Source organism: Citrobacter sp. Cpo037 (genome assembly GCF_030332945.1).
Lineage (GTDB): Bacteria > Pseudomonadota > Gammaproteobacteria > Enterobacterales > Enterobacteriaceae > Citrobacter > Citrobacter portucalensis.
Window position 1 is genome coordinate 14,436 of the sequence record NZ_JAOWGW010000065.1, and the last position, 22,068, is coordinate 36,503.

A 22,068-nucleotide genomic window follows, 5' to 3' on the forward strand; every position below is an offset into this window, starting at 1 on the left:
TTTCCCCTCTCAGAACGTGATCACGCCTTTAATCAGCTCACGGTTGTTAATCACATCCCGTTCGTAGATTTCTGCCAGTGTGGCAAACGCGTAACGGTGCGTAAGCATCATGTCAGCGGTCAGTTTGCCTTCCGACATCAAACGGCCCACTTTGGCGAAATCTTCCGGCGTGGCGTTGCGACTGCCCATCATGGTGGTCTCTTTCTTGTGGAACTCCGGATCAGAGAACTGCAAATCGCCTTTGAACAGCCCAACGAAAACGATGCTGCCGCCATGACGAATCAAATTCACCGTGTTGTTCATCGCATGCTGATTCCCCGTGGCATCAATAACCTTTTGCGCCAACGAACCGCCAAACTGAGCGCGCAGCTGCGCATCAAAATCTTCAGCGGATGGGTCGATAACCGGGAGTCCCAACCGGGAAGACACGTGCTCCCGGCGTGCTGGACTGGTATCGGCGACCACCACCTGTGCGCCATCGGCTTTGGCAATCGCTGCCGCCCCCAGACCAATCGGACCCGCGCCGACCACCAGTACCTGCTCACCCGGAGCCACCGCCGCCCGGCGTACCGCATGGGCGCTGATGGCATAAGGCTCAATCAGCGCCGCCGCCTGCGGGTCAATCCCCTGCGCATCCAGCAGGTTGGTCACCGGAACGGACAGATATTCACTGAAACCGCCATCCTGGTGCACGCCAATCACTGAAATCTTCTCGCAGCAGTTGGTGCGCCCGCTCAGGCATGCCGGACACTGCTGGCAGGCCACGTAAGGAATAACCGCCACCTGCTGACCATTTTTCAGATTCTGTATATTCTTACCCAGACCGACAATTTCCCCACATATTTCATGCCCTAATACACGCGGGTAGCTGAAAAAAGGTTGATTGCCACCCCAGGCATGAATATCGGTACCACAAATTCCTACCGACTTAATTTTAATTAATGCTTCACCCTCACCCGGAATAGGTATTTCGCGCTCTTTCCAGACTAATTTTTTAGGTTCCTGGCAAATCAACGTATTCATCGTAGACATGATTCTGCTCTCCTGTTTTTTTGTTGCCTCAGATATCAACGAAAATAAAAAAGACGGAGAAAGCAGAAACACAATCTGTGAATCCCAGCGCATAAAAATGTTTTAAATCGGGTTTTAATAGATAAAAAGGAGAAGCCATGAGCCGTTCGCAGAACTTACGCCACAATGTGATTAACCAGATAATCGATGATATGGCGCGTGGTCATATCCCTTCCCCACTCCCCTCACAAAGCGCACTGGCGGAGATGTACAACATCAGCCGCACCACCGTGCGCCATATGCTGAGCCACTTAGGCGAGTGCGGCGTTCTGACCCAGGTCGGCAGCCACTACGTCATCGTGCGAAAACCCGACCATGACGATGGTTTTGCCTGCACCACCGCCTCCATGACCGAGCAAAACCGGATTTTTGAACAGGCGTTTTTCACCATGATCAACCAGCGACAGCTGCGTGCAGGCGAGAGCTTCTCCGAACTGCAGCTTGCCAGAGCTGCAGGCGTCAGCCCGGTGGTAGTACGGGAATATCTTTTAAAATTCGAACGTTACAACCTGATTAAAAACGAAAAACGCGGTCAGTGGAGCATGAAGCAGTTCGATCAGGCCTATGCGGAACAGCTGTTTGAACTCAGAGAGATGCTGGAAACGCATTCTCTGCAGCATTTCCTCAATCTGCCTGACGATGACCCGCGTTGGTTGCAGGCTAAAACGCTGCTGGAGCGCCATCGGATCCTACGCGACAGCATTGGCAGCAGCTTTCGCATGTTCTCGCAGTTAGATCGTGAGTTCCATGCTTTGCTACTCTCTGCTGCCGATAATGTATTTTTTAATCAATCACTTGAAATCATCTCCGTGATTTTCCACTTCCACTATCAGTGGGATGAGAGCGACCTCAAGCAGCGTAACATCATTGCCATTGATGAGCATATGACCATCCTCAGCGCGCTAATATGTCGCAGCGACCTGGATGCCACCCTCGCGCTCTGTAACCATTTGAATTCAGCCAAACAATCGATGATTCGCTCCATCAACCAGGGTTGTAACGTCGCTCATTAAGTACCGATAAAAAACAGCAAATCATTACCGGGAGCACGATTTTATAAAAATAAAAACGCCTGAAAAATACCTCTTGCCTATGCTCACGCTAAGTCGACTGCATTAAAAACTTTTGTGAGCAGTGATGAGCAAATTGATTCATCACTGGTATTTTTTCAATACTGCACAGTCCTGCTGTGTGAAAAATAAATTATTGAGGTTCAGGAGTCCGGCGTGGAAAAAAATAATATTACCCTCGACCCAAGTTCTTCGTTTGGCACGTCGTCATCTGCGGATATTAATGTTCCGCCTGAGGGCATGGTGCAACGCAGTAGCCGAATTAAACGTATCCAGACCACAGCAATGATTTTATTATTTTTTGCTGCGGTGATTAATTACCTCGACCGCAGCTCACTGTCGGTCGCCAACTTAACGATTCGTGAAGAACTGGGGTTGAGCGCCACGCAAATCGGCGTGCTGCTGTCGGTATTCTCTCTTGCTTACGGTATTGCGCAACTGCCCTGCGGTCCGCTGCTGGATCGCAAAGGTCCGCGCATTATGCTGGGACTGGGGATGTTCTTCTGGTCGCTGTTTCAGGCACTATCCGGCATGGTGCACAGCTTCACCCAGTTTGTGTTGGTGCGTATCGGGATGGGGATCGGCGAAGCGCCAATGAACCCGTGCGGCGTAAAGGTCATCAACGACTGGTTTAACATCAAAGAGCGCGGCCGCCCGATGGGATTATTCAACGCCGCCTCCACCATCGGGGTTGCCATTAGCCCGCCGATTCTGGCTGCCATGATGCTGGTAATGGGCTGGCGCTGGATGTTCATCACCATTGGCGTGCTGGGTATTTTCCTCGCCATCGGCTGGTACATGCTGTATCGCAACCGCGAGCAAATTGAGCTGAGCGCCACGGAACAAGCGTACCTGAACGCTGGCAGCGTCAATGCCCGCCGCGATCCGCTGAGCTTTGCCGAATGGCGCAGCCTGTTCCGCAACCGTACCATGTGGGGCATGATGCTGGGCTTTAGCGGCATCAACTATACCGCATGGCTATACCTGGCCTGGCTGCCGGGCTACCTGCAAACCTCCTACAACCTGGATTTAAAAAGCACCGGATTAATGGCGGCGATCCCGTTCCTGTTTGGCGCAGCCGGCATGCTAATTAACGGTTTTGTCACCGACTGGCTGGTGAAAGGCGGTATGGCGCCGATTAAGAGCCGTAAGATTTGTATTATCGCCGGGATGTTCTGCTCCGCAGCCTTCACCTTCGTCGTGCCGCAGGCCACAACGTCAATGGCCGCCGTGTTACTGATCGGTATGGCGCTGTTCTGTATCCACTTCGCAGGTACCTCGTGCTGGGGTCTGATCCACGTCGCCGTCGCCTCACGTATGACCGCTTCCGTGGGCAGTATCCAGAACTTTGCCAGCTTTATCTGCGCGTCGTTCGCACCGATCGTCACCGGTTTTATTGTTGATACCACCAACTCTTTCCGCCTGGCGCTGATCATCTGCGGCTGCGTCACCATGGTGGGTGCCCTCGCCTACATCTTCCTGGTTCGCCAACCCATCAGCGATCCGCGTAAAGATTAATCCTCCAGATGCCCGATAACACCACGTTTATCGGGCATGTTATGCTCCTCGTATGAACATCACCTTGCGCGCCACTACCCTGGCAGATACTGCCGCTCTTCCCGCCATCGAACGATCTGCGGGGCAACGTTTTTTACGCATCCCCGAACTGGCGTGGATTGCTGAAGACCAGATTTTATCGGCTGCTCAGCATCAGGCTTTTGCCGCCGCAGGCATGAGCTGGCTGGCGCAGGTCGATGCACTTCCGGTCGGTTTTTTGGTTGCCGAAACGCTGGGGTCATCGCTGTTTATTGCTGAACTGTCGCTGCATCTGGAGTGGCAGGGAAAAGGAATTGGCCGCAGATTGATTGAGTATGTTGCCGAACAGGCGCGCAAGAAAGGTTACACGTCGCTCACGCTGACCACCTTCCGCGATGTGACGTGGAATGCGCCGTGGTACGCGCGACTGGGATTTGAAATGCTGGCTGACGAGACGCTGCCTGAAAAGTTGCGCCAGAAAAGAGAAGAGGAAGCAGCGCATGGACTGGCATTTGAATCGCGCTGTGCCATGCACCTGATGTTGCGCTAATTGCCCGATGGCGGCTACGCCTTATCGGGCCTACGTAACATTTCCGGTAACCACGTATATTTCCCCGTAGGCCGGATAAGCGCCAGCGCCATCCGGCAACCACGTAACTTTCCCGTAGGCGGATAAGCGACAGCGCCATCCGGCAACCACGTAACTTTCCCGTAGGCCGGATAAGCGACAGCGCCATCCGGCAACCACGTAACTTTCCCGTAGGCCGGATAAGCGACAGCGCCATCCGGCATCACAGGCTTAGAACGTTTCCCAGTTATCCCCGGCATCCGTTACCGCGGCTTTGCGCGGCTGGACCGTTGAAACCGGTTTAGCGGCCGCAACGTCACGCGCACGCTGTTGGTCATGCTGAATACGGAACACGGCAACGGCCTGAGTCAGGCGGCTGGCCTGCTCTTCCAGCGCCGCAGCGGCGGCGGCGGATTCTTCCACCAGCGAGGCGTTCTGCTGCGTCACGCGATCCATCTCGGCAACGGCCAGACCAACCTGGTCAATACCGCGGCTCTGTTCATCAGAAGCAGAGGCGATTTCACCCATGATATCGGTCACGCGGGTTACCGCATTGACGATCTCATCCATGGTTTCACCGGCGCTTTCTACCAGCGTTGAACCAACATCCACGCGGCTGACCGAGTCTTCAATCAGGCTCTTAATCTCGCGCGCGGCCTGCGCACTACGCTGGGCCAGGTTACGTACTTCACCCGCAACCACCGCAAATCCACGGCCCTGCTCACCCGCACGCGCGGCTTCTACTGCGGCATTGAGTGCCAGAATGTTAGTCTGGAAGGCAATGCCGTCTATGACGCTGATAATGTCGGCGATTTTCTGCGAACTGGACGCGATGTCACGCATGGTTTGCACCACGTTATCCACCACTTTGCCGCCTTTCTGCGCGGTTTCAGAAGCACTCAGCGCCAGATGGCTGGCCTGACGCGCGTTTTCGGCGTTCTGCTTCACGGTCGCCGTCAGCTGTTCCATGCTGGCTGCGGTTTCTTCCAGAGATGCAGCCTGCTGCTCGGTACGGGAGGAGAGATCGTTATTGCCCATCGCAATCTCGCTGGCCCCGCTGTAAATCGCGTTGGCACCGTTACGCACGTCACCCACGGTATTCATCAGCTCACCCTGCATGTGACGCAGGCTTTCCGCCAGCTGTCCAATCTCGTTGGACCCTTCCACTTCAATACGTTTCACCAGGTCACCGCTGGCGATATGACGAATGCTGTCAATCAGACGGTTCATTGGGGAGATAAGGGTCAGCTTGATACCAAACCACACCGCAATAATCGCCGCCAGTACGGTAATCAGCACACAAACCAGCACCCACATCGCCTGGCTGTAAGAGCTGTTGTTATCTGCCACCGCGATGTCATACAGGCGATCGTTCTGCTGCATGTAGTTGATATATTGCTTCTCAAAACCATCCTGATAGCTCTGTGTCGGTTGATCAAAGAATGCGTTGATCTTCCCGTCACCCAGTAACTGGATCAGCTCCGCCAGCGCACCGTGATAGATGTCATAGGTGCGGTTGATCTCCTGGAAAGCGGCTTCGCTTTGGCGCGGATCGCGCGGGAGCGACTCGTAGATCGCCCAGTTTTTTTCCGTCAGCTTCAGCGCCGTGCTGGCTACCTGCATCAGTTCGGCAACGGTCGCGCCGCTGCCAATATTGCTCTGATCCATCATGTAGCGAATGCCTGCCCGGTTCAGGGTGTTACGCGTTTGCAGCAGCTCAACCCAGGTGGCGTTCAGCGCAGACTGTTGCTGGCGAATGGTTTGCAGAACGGTAAAGTTCTCTTTGTCATTCTTAAGTGAGTTAAAAAACAAGCCGCCCGAGGCGAGCTGTAAAAGGCCAAATAGCGCCAATACCAGCAGTAAGCTGGTAACAATCTTCATTCGTTTTAACATGTTTTCTCTTTCCGCTAGACAGATACTCTGGTTTTCGGCCTGGAAAGAGAAAACTTTATGGTACCAGCAATTGCCACAAAATTATCGTTTTCACATTAAATACCGTTCCCTATGACAAATTACGCAAAAAATTAGTCGTTCCATTACGTCTTAGGTGTAGGATTCCGTTTTTTGAAGGAAAGGATGCTTCTATGTTAAATCGCGATTTTGATCACCTATCCACCCTCGCACACCACTTTTTTGAACGTGAAGATATTCGCCAAAAGCTCAATATCATCGATCAGTACAACATCTCCGGTTGGGAAGTCTGGATGCAGATAGAATTTGCCAATCTGCTAGCTTCGACGGGTCATGAATGGTGGCGTGAGCAAACTCTTGCTTGCGATCTCCGGAAAAATCCACAGCGTTTGTCTGTACGTGCAGATTTCTTGTTGCGGAAAAAAGGCTGGACGCAGGATAGCTACATTGCGCTTGAACTCAAACAGAACCAGGATCCGACAAGCTGCGTCAGAAATATGATTGCTGATTTGGTTAAAAGCGCAAAAATCAAACGTTCGGAATTAGAGCTGCGTAGCTTCTGGACGCTGGGGGTAACGCCCCGCATAGATAAAGAGCGTCTCGATGAACTCATTGACTACTATCTGGATGAAAAATATTACCTGACTAAATCACGTAAGAAACATGTGTTGCTCAGAGACATCGAACATACGCCTTACTGTTATATCGTAATCTGAGTCTCCCAGTGAGGTGCTTTGTCAGTGGGAAAACACGGCATGTAGGCAGGCAAACGCTATAATGCCGTGATCTCAATCACATAAATTTCCCCGTTCTCCCCGCAGTTTACCGCTCACTGACACTTGGGACCGCTTAAGCTGACATACAACCGCTCACTTATTTACCTTACTTTACGCGCGTAATTCTCTGGCAAGATCCCCCCAACATAGCAGTCAAATAACCTCCTCAAACACAAGATCAAACCCACGCGGCTTCGGCCAATTATTAATTAGATACCAGGTTTTACTATGGATACGAAAAAGATATTCAAGCACATACCCTGGGTGATTCTCGGAATCATCGGTGCATTCTGCCTCTCGGTAGTGGCATTACGTCGGGGTGAACACATTAGTGCCCTGTGGATCGTGGTCGCCTCAGTTTCTGTTTATCTGGTGGCCTATCGTTACTACAGCCTGTACATCGCCCAAAAGGTGATGAAACTTGACCCAACGCGTGCCACGCCGGCGGTCATCAACAATGACGGTCTGAACTACGTTCCAACCAACCGTAACGTCTTGTTTGGTCACCACTTTGCCGCTATCGCAGGTGCAGGTCCGCTGGTTGGGCCGGTACTGGCCGCGCAGATGGGCTACCTGCCCGGTACGCTGTGGCTGCTGGCAGGCGTCGTGCTGGCCGGTGCGGTACAGGACTTCATGGTGCTGTTTATCTCTTCCCGCCGTAACGGCGCATCTCTGGGTGAGATGATCAAAGAAGAGATGGGCCCGATCCCGGGAACCATTGCGCTGTTCGGCTGCTTCTTAATCATGATCATCATCCTCGCAGTACTGGCGTTGATCGTAGTGAAAGCGCTGGCAGAAAGCCCGTGGGGTGTGTTCACCGTCTGCTCAACCGTACCTATCGCGTTGTTCATGGGGATCTACATGCGATTCCTGCGACCGGGACGCGTGGGCGAAGTGTCGGTGATTGGTATTGTGCTGCTGGTAGCTTCTATCTACTTCGGCGGCGTGATTGCGCACGACCCGTATTGGGGCCCGGCGCTGACCTTTAAAGACACCACCATTACCTTTACCCTGATCGGCTACGCATTTATCTCTGCGCTGCTGCCGGTATGGCTGATCCTCGCCCCGCGCGACTATCTGGCTACCTTCCTGAAAATCGGCGTTATCGTCGGTCTGGCGGTGGGGATTGTTATCCTCAACCCGGAACTGAAAATGCCAGCGATGACCCAGTACGTTGATGGTACCGGTCCGCTGTGGAAAGGCGCTCTGTTCCCGTTCCTGTTCATCACCATCGCGTGTGGTGCGGTATCTGGCTTCCACGCGCTGATTGCTTCCGGTACCACACCGAAGCTGCTGGCCTGTGAAACCGATGCGCGCTTTATCGGTTACGGCGCGATGCTGATGGAATCCTTCGTCGCAATTATGGCGCTGGTTGCCGCGTCTATCATCGAACCAGGTCTGTACTTCGCGATGAACACCCCGCCTGCGGGCCTTGGCATCACCATGCCGAACCTGCATGAAATGAGCGGCGAAAACGCACCGCTGATTATGGCGCAGTTGAAAGACGTCACCGCACATGCGGCAGCGACCGTCAGCTCCTGGGGCTTCGTCATTTCGCCTGAGCAGATCCTGCAAACCGCGAAAGACATCGGTGAACCGTCCGTTCTGAACCGAGCAGGTGGCGCACCGACGCTGGCCGTTGGTATCGCTCACGTATTCCACAAAGTGCTGCCGATGGCTGATATGGGCTTCTGGTACCACTTCGGTATTCTTTTTGAAGCGCTGTTCATCCTGACCGCACTGGATGCCGGTACCCGTTCTGGCCGCTTTATGCTGCAGGATTTACTGGGTAACTTCGTGCCGTTCCTGAAGAAAACCGATTCTCTGGTTGCGGGTATCATCGGTACTGCGGGCTGCGTAGGCCTGTGGGGTTACCTGCTGTATCAAGGCGTTGTTGACCCGCTGGGCGGCGTTAAGAGCCTGTGGCCGCTGTTCGGTATCTCTAACCAGATGCTGGCTGCCGTGGCACTGGTTCTCGGCACCGTGGTACTGGTTAAAATGCAGCGCACCAAATACATCTGGGTTACCGTTGTTCCGGCTGTATGGCTGCTTATCTGCACCACCTGGGCGCTGGGTCTGAAACTGTTCAGCACCAACCCGCAGATGGAAGGCTTCTTCTTCATGGCGAATCAGTACAAAGAGAAGATTGCTAACGGCGGCGAACTGACCGCTCAGCAGATTGCCAACATGAACCACATCGTCGTCAATAACTACACCAACGCAGGTCTGAGTATCCTGTTCCTGGTGGTGGTGTACAGCATCATTTTCTACGGGTTCCGTACCTGGCAGAAAGCCCGCGCCATCAACGGTCGCTCTGATAAAGAGACGCCGTATGTACCGGTGCCGGAAGGCGGCGTGAAGACCTCTTCACACCACTAACCTGAAGCCGGGTGGCGAACTGCGCTCCCGGCCTACAAAGTAAAGTTAACGTAGGCCGGATCAGGCGCAAGCCGCCATCCGGCTTTATTCATTAACAGGGCGTTCCATGTTTGGTACTTTAGGTCAGGCAAAAAAATATCTCGGTCAGGCGGCGAAAATGCTGATTGGTATTCCGGACTACGACAACTACGTCGAGCACATGAAGACCAACCATCCCGATAAGCCGTACATGACCTACGAAGAATTCTTCCGCGAGCGCCAGGAAGCCCGCTACGGTAGCGGCGGAAGCAGTTGCTGTTAGAAGGAGAAGTGAATGACCCCGATTGCAGTTACCCTACTCACCGGTTTTCTTGGCGCGGGTAAAACCACCCTGCTGCGCCATATTCTCAACGAGCAGCACGGTTACAAGATTGCCGTTATCGAAAACGAATTCGGCGAAGTCTCGGTGGACGATCAGCTGATTGGCGATCGCGCCACGCAGATCAAAACCCTGACCAACGGCTGCATTTGCTGTACCCGCTCCAGTGAGCTGGAAGACGCACTGTTAGACCTGCTCGATAACCTCGACAAAGGCGCCATCAATTTCGACCGTCTGGTGATCGAATGCACCGGCATGGCCGATCCCGGCCCGATCATCCAGACCTTTTTCTCCCATGAAGTGATTTGCGAACGCTACCTGCTGGACGGCGTAATTGCGCTGGTTGACGCGGTACATGCCGACGAGCAGATGAACCAGTTCACCATCGCCCAGTCGCAGGTCGGCTACGCCGACCGGATCCTGCTCACCAAAACCGACGTCGCGGGTGAAAGCGAAAAACTGCGTGAGCGCCTGTCGCGCATCAACGCCCGTGCGCCGATTTACACCGTGACGCATGGCGATATCGACCTCGCGCAATTGTTCGACACCAACGGTTTTATGCTGGAAGAGAACGTGGTCAGCGCCAAACCGCGCTTCCACTTTATCGCCGACAAGCAAAACGATATCTCCTCGATCGTCGTCGAGCTGGATTACCCGGTAAACATCAGCGACGTGTCGCGAGTGATGGAAAACCTGCTGCTGGAATCCGCCGAGAAGCTGCTGCGCTACAAAGGTATGCTGTGGATTGAAGGCGAGCCAAACCGCCTGCTGTTCCAGGGCGTCCAGCGCCTGTACAGCGCCGACTGGGACCGCCCGTGGGGCGACGAGCAACCGCACAGCCAACTGGTGTTTATCGGCATTAATTTGCCGGAAGACGAGATCCGAGCCGCGTTTGCGGGATTGAAGAAGTAATCGCCTGCTGAATTGCCCGGTGGCGCTACGCTTACCGGGCCTGGAAATAGCACTTCCCCGTAGGCCGGATAAGGCACAGCCGCCATCCGGCACTTGCCCCACTCACTCGGTAATCACAAATCGCGTCGCGGCAAAGCAGTTCAACACCCGGTGTACCAGGAATACCATGGTGAGCGTTGCCACCAGAGCGACGGTGACGGAGGTGATACGGTACAGATCGCTGAATACCAGGTCCTGATCCGGGTGCAGGTTCTGGCCAAACATAATGCCGATAGTGGTGATGCTAGCAAAACCCACGCCCGCCCCGACTTTTTCCATTACGTGCAGGCGGGCGCTGAACGCCAGCCCGAGGCCAATCAGCGGCATCATCAGCAGCATATGGTTGCTGAAATCATAGATAAGCAGCTGCACCAGCAGAATATACAGGCAGGCCAGCACCACGCCGACCACGCGCCAAATCGAGCTGATCACCGCGCCGCGGTAGTGCATCGGAAACAGGATCAAAATGCCGGCCATCAGCGCCGACAGCGAATCACTCAAATCGCAGATCTGGAAGACCACAAAAATCATCGTCGCCACCGTACCGGAAAGCAACGATTCATGGCGCACCCGGGCGGCATCTTTCTCAATGCGCGGCGGCGGCTGGCGAGGTTCTACGTCCGGGATCAGATAATGCAGCAGCGCGCTCAGCGCCACTGCCATGACGCAGGCTTCCATATTGGAGAACATCAGCGTATGCCAGTTGGTGGTGGGATAACTCATAAAGTTGAGCATCGTGCTCTGGCACACCACGCCCATCGAACCGAGCAGAAACAGCGGGCCTTTGCTCATAAAACGAAAGCGCATCACGTACAGGCCGAACACCACCAGCGTCATGATCAGCGGCCACTGCGAGAGATAACCGACAATCAGCACCATTTCAACGTAGTTCACCGCCGCGCTGAACACAAACTGTGTTGCCACATGGCGGTTGAATACTGGCACCAGCGACAGCAGCATCAGCGGATAAACCACAAAAAATACGCCGTACTGCACGTTGTAGAATGTCGAGATACTCAGCGCGATTGTCCCGGCAACGGAGATACGCAGGGTCTGGCGAAAATCATTGGCGGTATAGACAATATTCCCGTGCGGCGTAAAGACGTGGGCCAGCGTGTTAATAGACATAATGCAGCCAACTAACGAGGTGGATCTGCGCCCCGGCAAAGGTGCGGGCGAACATCCCCTCGCTGTTATACAGCTGTACCGTGGCGCGCGCCCCGGTCGGTAACGGCGTGTCGAGCGGTTCGTTCAGCGCGACGTGAATGCGCATACGCTGGGCATCGCGCACCCAGCGGGTGGACTGTTCCGGCTGCGACAGCTGGCCGTTAACCTGCTCCTGACCCGCCAGAATACCGGCATCGCTGCTGGTAACGCGAGCAGAGAAAACCTTGCCCGGCATGGCATCGAACACCACGGCGGCATCGGTATTTACCCGAGTGTGGCGCAGGCTTTTCTCGCGAAAGTCAGCCACGATATCGGTCTGATGGCTGACCAGCGCCAGTAGCGGCGTGGCGGCGGTGGCGTAAAGTCCGGGGCTAAGCTGGAGATTGCTCACCGTACCGTCGGTCTGGGCATATACTTTGCTCCAGCCGAGGTTCAGTTGCGCCTCTTCCAGCGCGTTACGGTATTTTTGCAGCGTCACGTTACGCTTGTCATCGCGCTCGCCGCGCTGGATCAGCAGGTTCTGAATACTGGCATTCAGCGCCGCCACCGACTGCTCGCTGGTCTGCCAGGCGGTACGCACCTTGTCGAGATCGGATTGCGACACGTTCTGCATGGCGCTCAGGCGCTGATAGCGATCAAGGGTGGTCTTATCGTTATGGGCGTTGAATTGCGCGGTGCGCAGGTTGGCGCGCGCGGAAGCTATCTGCGCATCCAGCTGTTGATTGCTCAGCTTCGCCTGCTCAAGGGCGATTTGCGCAGCCTCGACCTTATTGATAAACGGCGTCGGATCCAGTTCGTACAGCAAATCGCCCTTCTTCACCTGGCTATTATTGTGTACATGCACCTGCGAGACGTAGCCGGAAACGCGTGAGGAAACGGGCGTTACCACACGCATCACCGTGGAGTCCGGCGTCAGCGGGATCCAGATATCAGCAACGATAAACCAGGCGAATATTACCAGGAAAGCGGCAATACTCACCCTTACCCAACGGGCAAATTTTTGTTCTGGGGTCATCATATTTTTTAGTGTTGATTGTCTTCTTCGCGGATTGTCCGCAGATTGCAGGCGATTTGATTGAGCGTGGCGCTGAAGGAAGCGAGTTCCGCCTCAGGGATGGTGCAGGTGACGCGATGTTGGTATGTCTCTATCACCCGGTTGAGTTCGTCCAGCCTTAAGCGGCCTTGCGCGGTCAGCGTTAGCAGGCGGATACGTTTGTCATAAGGCGATGTGGAACGCAGCAGATACCCCTGCTTTTCCAGCTGTGAGAGGGTGCGCATCAGCGGAGGCAATTCAATGCCCTGCATTTGTGCCAGTTCGCTGATCGAGACGTTGTCTCCCAGTTGATACAGCTGCATCAGTACCGTCCAGCTGGACTGCGTCAGGCCAGTATCGGTGATGGCAGCATCAATAATGGCCCGCCACTGGCGCACCACCATTGCCATGCGCATTCCCATTGGTCGGCGGGCAAACAATTCATCTTCAGTCATCTTATTTTCCCCTCATCGCTGAAAAGAAAACAATACTTATCAGGATAAGTATCAAGGAACAGGCTATCCAGAAGCATGAATTGATAAATATCGTGAATATAAAAGAGGCCGGGACGATAACCCCAGCCTCAGTCAATAAAAGAAAATCACTCCACCTGATCGCGTCGCAGCCCGACGTCCCGCAGCCGCTCATCACTCATCTGTTGCAATACGCGCCGCGTTTGCGCTCGCAGCCGCCACGCCTTGTATGCCCGCCAGATCAGTACAAACCCAATAAACGGCTGTTTTGCTTTATTCTCGTGAAATTCCATACCTTGCCTCCCCGCCTTGCCAGAGGCTTTATCTTCACGGATCTGGCCTAAAACAATACAGACTCACAAAGTACTTTTATTTAACATACAGATTGGTTAAAAAGAGTTCTGCATCGCTTTTTTCACACCAATCTGTACTGATTTTTTAATCTGTATGGTACCCATGAGGGATACAGCATGACGCGTTACCAACATCTGGCCAATCTGCTGGCCGAACGCATTGAGCAAGGGCTGTATCGCCATGGCGAAAAACTGCCCTCGGTTCGCAGCCTGAGCCAGGAGCATGGGGTCAGCATCAGCACCGTCCAGCAGGCGTATCAGACGCTGGAACAGCGCCAGCTGATCACGCCCCAACCACGTTCCGGTTATTTTGTCGCGCCACAAAAAGCGCAGCCACCCGTGCCACCGATGTCGCGTCCGGTACAGCGTCCGGTCGAAATAACACAGTGGGATCAGGTGCTGGATATGCTAAAGGGCAACGCGGACAAATCGATAATCCCGTTTAGCAGCGGCGTGCCCGATATTAATCAACCCAGCCTGAAGCCGCTGTGGCGCGAGCTCAGCCGCGTGGCACAGCATAATCTGCGCGCAATACTGGGCTACGATGAAATCTCCGGATGCCGTGAACTGCGTCAGCAGATTGCGCGGCTGATGCTGGACGGCGGTTCGGTGGTTAATGCAGATGATATTGTGATCACCAGCGGTAGTCAGAGCGGAATGTCGCTGGCGCTGCTGACGGTCTGCCAGCCCGGAGATATTGTCGCCGTTGAATCACCGGCCTACTACGGCACGATGCAGCTACTGCGCGGCTTAGGGATCAAGGTGATTGAGATCCCAACCGATCCGGATACCGGGATCAGCATTGAAGCGCTGGAGCTGGCGCTGGATCAGTGGCCGATCAAAGGTGTGCTGCTGGTTCCCAACTGCAACAACCCGCTCGGATTCATTATGCCGGATGCGCGTAAACGGGCGGTGCTCGCCCTCGCCCAGCGTCACGACATCGTCATTTTTGAAGACGATGTGTATGGCGAGCTGGCCACAGAGTACCCGCGCCCGCGCACGATCCACTCCTGGGACAGCGACGGCCGCGTAATACTCTGCAGTTCGTTTACCAAATCCGTCGCCCCCGGTCTGCGCGTGGGTTGGGTGGTGCCCGGTCGTTATTACAACAAACTGCTGCACATGAAGTACGCCGTCATTGGAACTAACGTTCCCGCTACGCAACTGGCAGCGGCTTCCTTTGTGCGCGAAGGTCATTATCATCGACATATTCGTCGTATGCGCCAGATTTATCAGCGCAATATGGAGATCTACACCTGCTGGGTACGGGAATACTTCCCCTGCGGGATCTTCGTCACCCGACCAAAAGGTGGCTTTATGCTGTGGGTCGAGCTGCCGCTCCAGGTCGATATGGTCTGTGTCGCTAAGCAGCTCTGTCGCCTCAAAATCCAGGTTGCACCGGGTTCTCTGTTCTCCGCATCGGGGAAGTATCGCAACTGTGTGCGCATCAACTGCGCATTGCCGCCAAACGATAAGCATCGGGAAGTAATGCAGAAGCTCGGAGAGGCGGTAAAAACGGCAATAGAGTAGATCGAGCTGCCCGGCGCTTCCGGGCAGGCAATTAGGCAGTTTAAGCTATATCTAATGTCTTAAACCCTGAATATCTTCAGCGGAAAGTCGGGTGATTTTTTGTACCGTGCTGATATCGATGCCATCTGCCAGCATGGTGCGGGCAATACGCAGTGCCTCATCACGTCGCCCCTCTCGAAGCCCTTCCAGCCTGCCTTTTTGTAGTCCTGCCTCATGTAATCTGTCCGCGATCGTCATCAATTGCTCCTTGTGCTGCGGTGAACGTTCGGCAACCCCGCGAATAAACTCACTGAATCGAGGTGCATCGCCAGTTCGTAAAATATAATTAAACAGCGTCTTTATCTGAGTGTCATTAGTCAGTCCGGTAAGTAGCAGGGAAACAATTTGCTCGACCAACCCCATAAGATCGCGTTGACGGATATGTTTTTGGATTAACTCCAGCAGCGCCATACGTCGATGCTGCACAATTTCGTCATCCGGAATAACCGTAATATCCACCAGCGGAAACGCCGCAGCATACAGCTGACGAGCCAGCTTCGGGTTGGCAAACTCATCCAGCCAGCACAGCGAATAAGGGTACGGGCTTTTAGCGCCGTGATAAAACAGCATCGGCACCACCAGCGGCAACTGCTGATGCCCGGCATCTAAATGTTTCTGCATGGCCGCTACCGCATAGCGCATCAGTCTGAATGCCATATGCGCATCCGGTGTGCTTTGGTGTTCAATCACTACATAAATATATCCATCCCCATCCGTCGTTTTCACCGACCACAGCACATCGGAATAGTACGCACGTAAATTCTCTTCGATAAAACTGTCTGACTCGAGTTTAAGCGTCCGAAGATCGCAAAGCTCGCGCAGCGAAGCGGGAAGATGTATTTGTAGGAAATCCCGTGCAGTCTCAGGGTGACGTAAAAATGTTTTAAAAACCGCATCATGCGGTGTTGAAGCGGAAGCTTTGTTCATGGCGATCCTTCACCTGAAAATAAGATGCCATGACTGTAGCGCCGGAAAACCACATCCTCACCTGCAACTTTCTCTCTTTGCGAGGCGATTTCCGGGATAACAACGCCCTTATGTAACGTCTACATTTGTCTGGAACACGTCACGCAGAATCGCCATCTCAATGCGCATTCCCACTTTTTCACCTCCCGGCCTGTGCTATAACAAACCATCACTTTCAGGGAGGACACGATGTGACGCATACCCGAGATATTCCACAATCGTTCTGGCGTGATGAGCAGTTGCCGTGGCTGGAACTGCGCAGCACCTGGCAGAGCCAGCAGGCCTATAAGCGGCATCACCACTCTCAGCTCTCGATTGGGGCAATTCTCGAGGGGGAAACGTGCTGTCAGTGCGATGGCGAGGAATACCATCTGCAGGTGGGCGATCTGATTGTGATACCGCCGCTGGCACCTCACAGCTGTAATCCTGTTAACGGACAGTTTCGCAGCTATCATATGCTTTATCTTGATGCCCAGTGGTGTCTTGCTAATCTGCCTGCACAGAACACCAATCAGCGGCTTTGCACGCCTGCTCCCGTTATCCGCGATGCGCAATTATTCCAGCGTTATATGCACCTTGTGACGCTCATACCGCAACGCCAAACCGCGCAAATAACGGATGCCGCACAAGCATTGCTGCACACGCTGCCGTTGCAGTCGGTCACACAAGACAACCTAAGCGCAACCAGCCAGTATCTGCGCGAACGGTTGCAGTCCAGCCTGCTCGCGCCGCCCTCGCTCGATGAGCTGGCACATGAGTGTCATATGCGTAAAGAGACGCTGATCCGTACCTTTAAGCAAGATACCGGGCTGACGCCAGGAAGTTATCTGAACATCATACGGATTGACTATGCTCGCCAGCGGCTGCGGGCCGGAGACGAAATTGCCGATGTCGGATACCAGAGCGGGTTTGCCGACCAGAGCCATTTCCATCGCACCTTTGTTCGCTACACCGCCGCCACACCGCGCCAGTACGCGTTGGGACGATCAATATCAGACAATAATTAGCGCTGCGTCAGGCGTACGGTGCTCTCAGATTCATTCTCTGAGGTCGCTATGTCGCTGCTTTCTGTACTTTTTCCTTCTGCTTTTCCCGCGCTGGCGCTGGCGCATTTCGTCGCATTGCTTAGCCCCGGGCCGGACTTCTTTTTACTGGTCGGTTACGCCGCACGATACCGGATGCGCGGCAGCGCCGGGTTGTGCGTGGGGATCGCTTTCGGCAACGGGCTGTATGTCCTGCTGGCAATTATCGGTTGGGGGATCCTGCGCCAGCTTCCCCTGTTGTTTACGGTTATTGAGCCGCTTGGCGCGCTCTATTTATTGTGGATTGGCAGCCTGCTGGTACGCAGCCGCCCGCAAACGCTGACCGGAACAGACGCCCAGTCTACCTGTCCAGGATTTGGCAAACAGCTACTGCTGGGATTGGGTTCGTCACTGCTCAACCCCAAAAATGCGCTGTTCTATCTGGCGCTAATGACCGCCCTGCTCGGCCCGTCGGTGACGCTGCTGCAACAAACCATGAGCGGGATCTGGATGACCAGCGTAGTGCTGTGCTGGGATCTGCTGATCGTGATGTTCATCGGTTTACCGCAGATCCAGCGACGGTTATCCAGAGGGATATTATGGGTAGAACGTATCGCTGGCGGTGTATTGATTATCTTCGGTTGTGCCATCGCTCTGCGGTTTTTGCAGAGCATCGTAGTCTGATTTCCAGGGCGATTTTCTGCACATAAACCGGATAAACTCGTTTAATTAATATCCAATCCGCATTAAACTGCGGATGGTTATTACCCGTTCAACTTACTCTTCCTGAGGTGCGATGTGCTGATTGTTACCTGTAATCGTTACGTTTTCTGACCCCGCGTCAGTGAGCGTATCTTCTGTTTGCGCTTCGCGCAGACAGCGTTTTTGATTACATGAAATTCAGTACATTTGCAGTCTGCTTTTTTCTGTCATCGGTGTGACGTCTCAAAGACGGTATTGAATTTCGCTATTCCCGTTGAGGGTTTTCTCCCGACAAGGAGCTGTTTTATGCAACGGATTCTCGCGTTTTTCTCCCAACGCGCCACAACGCTATTTTTTCCTGTCGCGTTGATTTTATATGACTTCGCCGCCTATCTGTCGACGGACCTGATCCAGCCTGGCATCATCAATGTGGTACGTGATTTCAACGCCGATGTTAGCCTGGCACCCGCTGCGGTGAGCCTCTATCTGGCGGGCGGCATGGCGCTGCAATGGCTGCTGGGGCCGCTTTCCGACCGAATTGGCCGTCGACCCGTGCTGATTGCGGGGGCGTTAATCTTTACCCTCGCCTGCGCTGCCACGCTGTTCACCACCTCAATGACGCAATTTCTGGTAGCCCGATTTGTGCAGGGCACCAGCATCTGCTTTATCGCGACCGTTGGCTATGTCACGGTGCAGGAGGCGTTTGGGCAAACGAAGGCCATTAAGTTAATGGCGATAATCACTTCCATTGTGTTGGTTGCACCGGTTATCGGCCCGCTCTCCGGGGCCGCGCTGATGCACTTTGTACACTGGAAGATCCTGTTTGCCATCATTGCCGTCATGGGGCTTATCGCCCTGATTGGGTTAATGTTAGCCATGCCGGAAACCGTCCAGCGCGGCACGGTGCCGTTCAGTGCCCGCGGCGTAGTGCGTGATTTCCGCGACGTTTTCCGCAACCGGGTGTTCCTGTTTGGCGCAGCCACGCTGTCGTTAAGCTATATCCCGATGATGAGCTGGGTGGCGGTCTCACCGGTTATTCTGATCGATGCTGGCGGCATGACCACATCGGAGTTTGCCTGGGCACAGGCCCCGGTGTTCGGCGCAGTTATCATCGCCAATATGGTGGTGGTTCGTTTCGTGAAAGATCCGACCCAACCACGCTTCATCTGGCGGGCCGCACCTATACAGCTGAGCGGGCTGGCAGTGCTGATTGTCGGCAATTTACTGTGGCCGCACGTCTGGCTGTGGTCGGTGCTGGGGACCAGCCTGTATGCGTTTGGTATTGGGATGATCTTCCCAACGCTGTTCCGCTTTACACTGTTTTCCAACAACTTACCGAAGGGTACGGTTTCCGCATCGTTGAATATGGTGATCCTGACGGTGATGGCGGTTTCTGTCGAAATTGGGCGCTGGCTATGGTTTAACGGCGGCAGGATTTCGTTTCATCTGCTGGCGGTTGCGGCAGGGCTCACTGTCGTGTTCACGCTGGCAGGTTTACTCAAACGGGTACGCCAGCATGAGGCAACGACGTTAGCCACTGAAAACTAACCTGCCCGCTTATCCGGCCTACGACAACTATGTAGGCCGGATAAGCGCTTGCGCCGCATCCGGCTACGCTCACCTCACCTTACGCAATGCGCGCAAATCCCGCTTCCAGATCGGCAATCAGGTCGTCGATATCCTCAAGGCCGATATGCACCCTGACCAGCGTACCGCTGAAATCCACCTCTCCAGCCGGGCGAATGCTGTTCAGCTCTTCCGGCTGGTTCGCCAGAATGAGCGATTCAAATCCGCCCCACGAATAGGCCATATGGAACAGCGAGAAGTTATCGAGGAAATTCGCCATCTGTTCGTCGGTCAATCTCTTTTTCAGCACAAACGAGAACAGGCCTGAGCTTCCAATAAAATCACGCTGAAAATACTCATGGCCCGGACATTCCGGTAATGCCGGATGATTCACCCGTGCCACTTCCGGCCTTGCCGACAGCCAGCGGGCAATATGGATGCTGCTCTCCTGATGCTGCTTAAGGCGTACCGCCAGGGTGCGCAATCCGCGGCTGCCATTGTAGGCCGTATCGGCGTCCAGCGTTTGCCCCATCAGATAGGAGTTCTCGCGCAGACGATCCCAACAACGGGCGTTCGACACCGCCGTGCCCAGCATGCCGTCCGAATGACCGATGGTGTACTTCGTTCCCGCCTGAATGGAAATATCCACGCCATAATCCAGCGCTTTGAACAGCACGCCCGCCGCCCAGGTGTTGTCGATCATAATAACAATCTCCGGATTCACCGCGCGGATAGCCTTCACCATCCCCGGCACGTCCTGGACTTCCATGGTGATAGAACTTGGTGACTCAAGGAATACCACCTTCGTTTCCGGACGCAGAAGATCGACGATACCTGCACCAATCAGCGGATCGTAATACGTTGTTTCCACGTTGAATTTACTCAGGATCTTATTGCAAAAATCCTGTGTTGGTTCATAGGCCGCACCCGTCATCAGAATATGATCACCACCCTGAACAAACGCCAGAATCGCATTGGTCACCGCCGCAGCACCACATGGGTATAGCGCGCAGCCAACGCCGCCTTCCAGTTCGCTCATTGCCTTCTGGAAGGCAAAGTGGGTATAGGTTCCGCGACGGCCGTAAAACAGCTCGCCGTTCGCGCGATTGGCGGTGGCAAATTTCTTGTCCTTCACGGTATCAAATACCAGTGAAGAGGCGCGTTGGATAACCGGATTCACCGCTCCCTGGGTATAGCGTTTGTCGCGACCAGCAACAACCAGGTGCGTTTCAAGCTTCATTGCGTCTTTCATAACATCTCCTGTTCTTAATCCGTGTGAGACCTATACCACCGCAGCAGTAGAGTTTATTTCAGTGTTGGTCTGCTTTTTTCCAGCGAACCGTTCAACAATCTGCGCCGCATTCAAATCATGGATAACGTTAATCAGTGTGGCCGGCGCATCGGTAATGGTGCCCAGCACCACCAGCATCGGGATTGCTTCCATCGGCAGGCCCAGCGTGGTGACGATAAAGATTTCACCGAGGAACGCCCCGCCCGGTACGCCACCAACGATAATGGCGGAGAGCACCGCAATCAGCATCGTCAGGAAGAAGGTTTCGGTGGTGAATTCCATGCCCAGCACGGAATAGATAAAGACAATTTTTAGCGCGGCAATCATCGCCACGCCGCCCTTGTTGAGGTTAACCAGCAGCGGAATGGAGACATCAACGATTTCCGGGTTAATCCCCATCGCCTTACCGGCACGCAGCGTCACCGGCAGCGTCCCCAGTGAAGAGCAGGTCCCCAGCGCGGTCGCAGACGGTTCAATCGCGTTACGCCAGAAGGCTTTGACCGCCGGAATACCGCCGCCAATATACGAATAGAGAATTGAGCCAAAAACAAAGTAGACCAGCGTGGCAACCATAAACAGGCCGATGGCGCGGGCAAAGGTTAACAGTAGTGCAGAGTCCTGACTGGCCATGGTGGCGGCGAAGTAGCAGCCCAGACCAATCGGCGCGACCTTCATAATGATCGACACGATCTTCATGATCACGGTATTGGCGTCTTCCAACAGCGACGCAATGCGTTTACCGGCCTGATCCGACTGGCCAATTGCGACACCGGCGATGATCGCCATTACGATCAGCGCCAGAATATTGGACTTAGAAAACAGTCCGATAAAATCGCTGGTGGTGATCATACTGACAAAATCCATCTTACCGCTGCCCGCCTGTACCGACTGCGAGAGATCGATAGTGACGCCCTGCGCCGGGTTATACCAGAGCGCCAGCGCGACGATCCCGGCGGCTGGAATAAAGGCCATGGCGATCGAAACAATAAAGATAATCGCCATAATGCGTCCCAGCCTTTTCAGGTCGGTCATACTGGCGATCGAAGACATAACGCTGATCCCCACCAGCGGCACAATAATCATAAATAGCAGGTTTAAGAATATCTGACCTATTGGCTGGAGTTTACTTGCAAACGATGGGGCATAAATACCTAATAAGCCGCCAATCACCAGAGCAACTAATAAAATAATCGACGATTTGTAGGGTTCGAGTCGTGACCACATAATCGGTACCTTTAGAATAATAATTAATGAGATTAAATTCACAATGTGATGAGTTTCCGTTTCGCCTCCTTTTATTTTGTGA

20 protein-coding genes are annotated in these 22,068 nt (G+C 54.1%); 11 read left to right on the forward strand and 9 right to left on the reverse strand.

Annotation, left to right across the window (positions count from 1 at the left end; all coding sequences use genetic code 11):
* Nucleotides 1–9: 9 nt before the first annotated feature.
* Nucleotides 10–1,032, reverse strand: coding sequence for a zinc-binding alcohol dehydrogenase family protein (locus tag OGX94_RS14320; RefSeq protein ID WP_032942306.1), 1,023 nt, complete (start codon nucleotides 1,030–1,032; stop codon nucleotides 10–12).
* A gap of 137 nt (nucleotides 1,033–1,169) precedes the next feature.
* On the opposite strand from OGX94_RS14320, the gene OGX94_RS14325 reads away from it, so the two are divergent.
* The 3 genes from OGX94_RS14325 (at nucleotide 1,170) to OGX94_RS14335 (ending at nucleotide 4,227) form a co-directional block, all read left to right on the forward strand.
* On the forward strand, nucleotides 1,170–2,084 hold the full coding sequence (locus tag OGX94_RS14325; protein WP_003830023.1) for a GntR family transcriptional regulator: 915 nt from the start codon (nucleotides 1,170–1,172) through the stop codon (nucleotides 2,082–2,084).
* Nucleotides 2,085–2,297: 213 nt separating this feature from the next.
* Nucleotides 2,298–3,659: an MFS transporter gene (locus OGX94_RS14330; RefSeq protein ID WP_003830025.1), complete on the forward strand. Its 1,362-nt coding sequence runs from the start codon at nucleotides 2,298–2,300 to the stop codon at nucleotides 3,657–3,659.
* Between the two features lie 52 nt (nucleotides 3,660–3,711).
* On the forward strand, nucleotides 3,712–4,227 hold the full coding sequence (locus tag OGX94_RS14335) for a GNAT family N-acetyltransferase (RefSeq protein ID WP_126957774.1): 516 nt from the start codon (nucleotides 3,712–3,714) through the stop codon (nucleotides 4,225–4,227).
* 249 nt (nucleotides 4,228–4,476) lie between these two features.
* Here OGX94_RS14335 and tsr read toward each other — a convergent pair whose 3' ends face one another.
* Nucleotides 4,477–6,138, reverse strand: a complete 1,662-nt coding sequence (gene tsr / locus OGX94_RS14340; protein WP_008786110.1) for a methyl-accepting chemotaxis protein — start codon at nucleotides 6,136–6,138, stop codon at nucleotides 4,477–4,479.
* A gap of 191 nt (nucleotides 6,139–6,329) precedes the next feature.
* Between tsr and OGX94_RS14345 the strand changes: the two genes are divergently transcribed.
* The 4 genes from OGX94_RS14345 (at nucleotide 6,330) to yjiA (ending at nucleotide 10,581) form a co-directional block, all read left to right on the forward strand.
* A complete protein-coding gene (locus tag OGX94_RS14345) occupies nucleotides 6,330–6,872 on the forward strand; it encodes a hypothetical protein (RefSeq protein WP_003830032.1) in 543 nt (180 codons plus the stop codon).
* Nucleotides 6,873–7,160: 288 nt separating this feature from the next.
* Nucleotides 7,161–9,311, forward strand: coding sequence for a pyruvate/proton symporter BtsT (gene btsT, locus OGX94_RS14350; protein ID WP_003830033.1), 2,151 nt, complete (start codon nucleotides 7,161–7,163; stop codon nucleotides 9,309–9,311).
* Nucleotides 9,312–9,417: 106 nt separating this feature from the next.
* Complete coding sequence (locus OGX94_RS14355) at nucleotides 9,418–9,612, forward strand: YbdD/YjiX family protein (RefSeq protein WP_003830038.1); 195 nt, start codon at nucleotides 9,418–9,420, stop codon at nucleotides 9,610–9,612.
* Between the two features lie 12 nt (nucleotides 9,613–9,624).
* Nucleotides 9,625–10,581 (forward strand): GTPase, encoded by a 957-nt coding sequence (yjiA, locus tag OGX94_RS14360; protein ID WP_003830040.1) that lies wholly within the window; start codon nucleotides 9,625–9,627, stop codon nucleotides 10,579–10,581.
* 102 nt (nucleotides 10,582–10,683) lie between these two features.
* Here the strand turns inward: yjiA and OGX94_RS14365 are convergent, their stop codons facing one another.
* The 4 genes from OGX94_RS14365 to OGX94_RS14380 form a co-directional block, all read right to left on the reverse strand.
* The gene (locus OGX94_RS14365) at nucleotides 10,684–11,748 is read right to left on the reverse strand and encodes a DUF2955 domain-containing protein (protein ID WP_164563161.1); all 1,065 of its coding nucleotides are present in this window, start codon (nucleotides 11,746–11,748) and stop codon (nucleotides 10,684–10,686) included.
* Nucleotides 11,738–12,805 carry an HlyD family secretion protein gene (locus OGX94_RS14370; RefSeq protein WP_149281679.1) on the reverse strand — a complete coding sequence of 356 codons (1,068 nt, stop codon included), beginning with the start codon at nucleotides 12,803–12,805 and terminating at the stop codon, nucleotides 11,738–11,740. Before OGX94_RS14370 ends, OGX94_RS14365 begins: the two co-directional genes overlap by 11 nt.
* A 5-nt stretch (nucleotides 12,806–12,810) precedes the next feature.
* Nucleotides 12,811–13,275 carry a MarR family winged helix-turn-helix transcriptional regulator gene (locus OGX94_RS14375; RefSeq protein ID WP_164563162.1) on the reverse strand — a complete coding sequence of 155 codons (465 nt, stop codon included), beginning with the start codon at nucleotides 13,273–13,275 and terminating at the stop codon, nucleotides 12,811–12,813.
* Nucleotides 13,276–13,421: 146 nt separating this feature from the next.
* Nucleotides 13,422–13,586 carry a DUF1127 domain-containing protein gene (locus OGX94_RS14380; protein WP_008786105.1) on the reverse strand — a complete coding sequence of 55 codons (165 nt, stop codon included), beginning with the start codon at nucleotides 13,584–13,586 and terminating at the stop codon, nucleotides 13,422–13,424.
* 177 nt (nucleotides 13,587–13,763) lie between these two features.
* Between OGX94_RS14380 and OGX94_RS14385 the strand changes: the two genes are divergently transcribed.
* Nucleotides 13,764–15,176: an aminotransferase-like domain-containing protein gene (locus tag OGX94_RS14385; protein WP_257662270.1), complete on the forward strand. Its 1,413-nt coding sequence runs from the start codon at nucleotides 13,764–13,766 to the stop codon at nucleotides 15,174–15,176.
* A 51-nt stretch (nucleotides 15,177–15,227) separates the two neighbouring features.
* Here the strand turns inward: OGX94_RS14385 and OGX94_RS14390 are convergent, their stop codons facing one another.
* Entirely contained in the window at nucleotides 15,228–16,142 is a 915-nt protein-coding gene (locus OGX94_RS14390; protein ID WP_149384490.1) for an Rpn family recombination-promoting nuclease/putative transposase, read from the reverse strand.
* A gap of 230 nt (nucleotides 16,143–16,372) precedes the next feature.
* On the opposite strand from OGX94_RS14390, the gene OGX94_RS14395 reads away from it, so the two are divergent.
* From OGX94_RS14395 to mdtM, 3 genes are all read left to right on the forward strand, one after another.
* The gene (locus OGX94_RS14395; protein ID WP_257662269.1) at nucleotides 16,373–17,188 is read left to right on the forward strand and encodes an AraC family transcriptional regulator; all 816 of its coding nucleotides are present in this window, start codon (nucleotides 16,373–16,375) and stop codon (nucleotides 17,186–17,188) included.
* 48 nt (nucleotides 17,189–17,236) lie between these two features.
* Nucleotides 17,237–17,887: a LysE family translocator gene (locus OGX94_RS14400; protein WP_257662268.1), complete on the forward strand. Its 651-nt coding sequence runs from the start codon at nucleotides 17,237–17,239 to the stop codon at nucleotides 17,885–17,887.
* A 324-nt stretch (nucleotides 17,888–18,211) separates the two neighbouring features.
* Nucleotides 18,212–19,453, forward strand: coding sequence for a multidrug efflux MFS transporter MdtM (mdtM, locus tag OGX94_RS14405; RefSeq protein ID WP_063941055.1), 1,242 nt, complete (start codon nucleotides 18,212–18,214; stop codon nucleotides 19,451–19,453).
* 79 nt (nucleotides 19,454–19,532) lie between these two features.
* Here mdtM and metC read toward each other — a convergent pair whose 3' ends face one another.
* Nucleotides 19,533–20,723, reverse strand: a complete 1,191-nt coding sequence (gene metC / locus OGX94_RS14410; RefSeq protein ID WP_003830063.1) for a cystathionine beta-lyase — start codon at nucleotides 20,721–20,723, stop codon at nucleotides 19,533–19,535.
* 30 nt (nucleotides 20,724–20,753) lie between these two features.
* Nucleotides 20,754–21,986, reverse strand: a complete 1,233-nt coding sequence (locus OGX94_RS14415; protein WP_003830065.1) for a dicarboxylate/amino acid:cation symporter — start codon at nucleotides 21,984–21,986, stop codon at nucleotides 20,754–20,756.
* Nucleotides 21,987–22,068: the final 82 nt, after the last annotated feature.

Bases quoted from the DNA above. Each gene is read 5' to 3' on its own strand.
- OGX94_RS14375 (WP_164563162.1), bottom strand. From the start codon at position 13,275: ATGACTGAAGATGAATTGTTTGCCCGCCGACCAATGGGAATGCGCATG.
- OGX94_RS14365 (WP_164563161.1), bottom strand. From the start codon at position 11,748: ATGTCTATTAACACGCTGGCCCACGTCTTTACGCCGCACGGGAATATT.
- OGX94_RS14325 (WP_003830023.1), top strand. From the start codon at position 1,170: ATGAGCCGTTCGCAGAACTTACGCCACAATGTGATTAACCAGATAATC.
- mdtM (WP_063941055.1), top strand. From the start codon at position 18,212: ATGCAACGGATTCTCGCGTTTTTCTCCCAACGCGCCACAACGCTATTT.
- OGX94_RS14385 (WP_257662270.1), top strand. From the start codon at position 13,764: ATGACGCGTTACCAACATCTGGCCAATCTGCTGGCCGAACGCATTGAG.
- OGX94_RS14370 (WP_149281679.1), bottom strand. From the start codon at position 12,805: ATGATGACCCCAGAACAAAAATTTGCCCGTTGGGTAAGGGTGAGTATT.
- OGX94_RS14390 (WP_149384490.1), bottom strand. From the start codon at position 16,142: ATGAACAAAGCTTCCGCTTCAACACCGCATGATGCGGTTTTTAAAACA.
- OGX94_RS14415 (WP_003830065.1), bottom strand. From the start codon at position 21,986: ATGTGGTCACGACTCGAACCCTACAAATCGTCGATTATTTTATTAGTT.
- OGX94_RS14355 (WP_003830038.1), top strand. From the start codon at position 9,418: ATGTTTGGTACTTTAGGTCAGGCAAAAAAATATCTCGGTCAGGCGGCG.
- yjiA (WP_003830040.1), top strand. From the start codon at position 9,625: ATGACCCCGATTGCAGTTACCCTACTCACCGGTTTTCTTGGCGCGGGT.
- OGX94_RS14400 (WP_257662268.1), top strand. From the start codon at position 17,237: ATGTCGCTGCTTTCTGTACTTTTTCCTTCTGCTTTTCCCGCGCTGGCG.
- OGX94_RS14335 (WP_126957774.1), top strand. From the start codon at position 3,712: ATGAACATCACCTTGCGCGCCACTACCCTGGCAGATACTGCCGCTCTT.
- metC (WP_003830063.1), bottom strand. From the start codon at position 20,723: ATGAAAGACGCAATGAAGCTTGAAACGCACCTGGTTGTTGCTGGTCGC.
- btsT (WP_003830033.1), top strand. From the start codon at position 7,161: ATGGATACGAAAAAGATATTCAAGCACATACCCTGGGTGATTCTCGGA.
- tsr (WP_008786110.1), bottom strand. From the start codon at position 6,138: ATGTTAAAACGAATGAAGATTGTTACCAGCTTACTGCTGGTATTGGCG.
- OGX94_RS14380 (WP_008786105.1), bottom strand. From the start codon at position 13,586: ATGGAATTTCACGAGAATAAAGCAAAACAGCCGTTTATTGGGTTTGTA.
- OGX94_RS14320 (WP_032942306.1), bottom strand. From the start codon at position 1,032: ATGTCTACGATGAATACGTTGATTTGCCAGGAACCTAAAAAATTAGTC.
- OGX94_RS14345 (WP_003830032.1), top strand. From the start codon at position 6,330: ATGTTAAATCGCGATTTTGATCACCTATCCACCCTCGCACACCACTTT.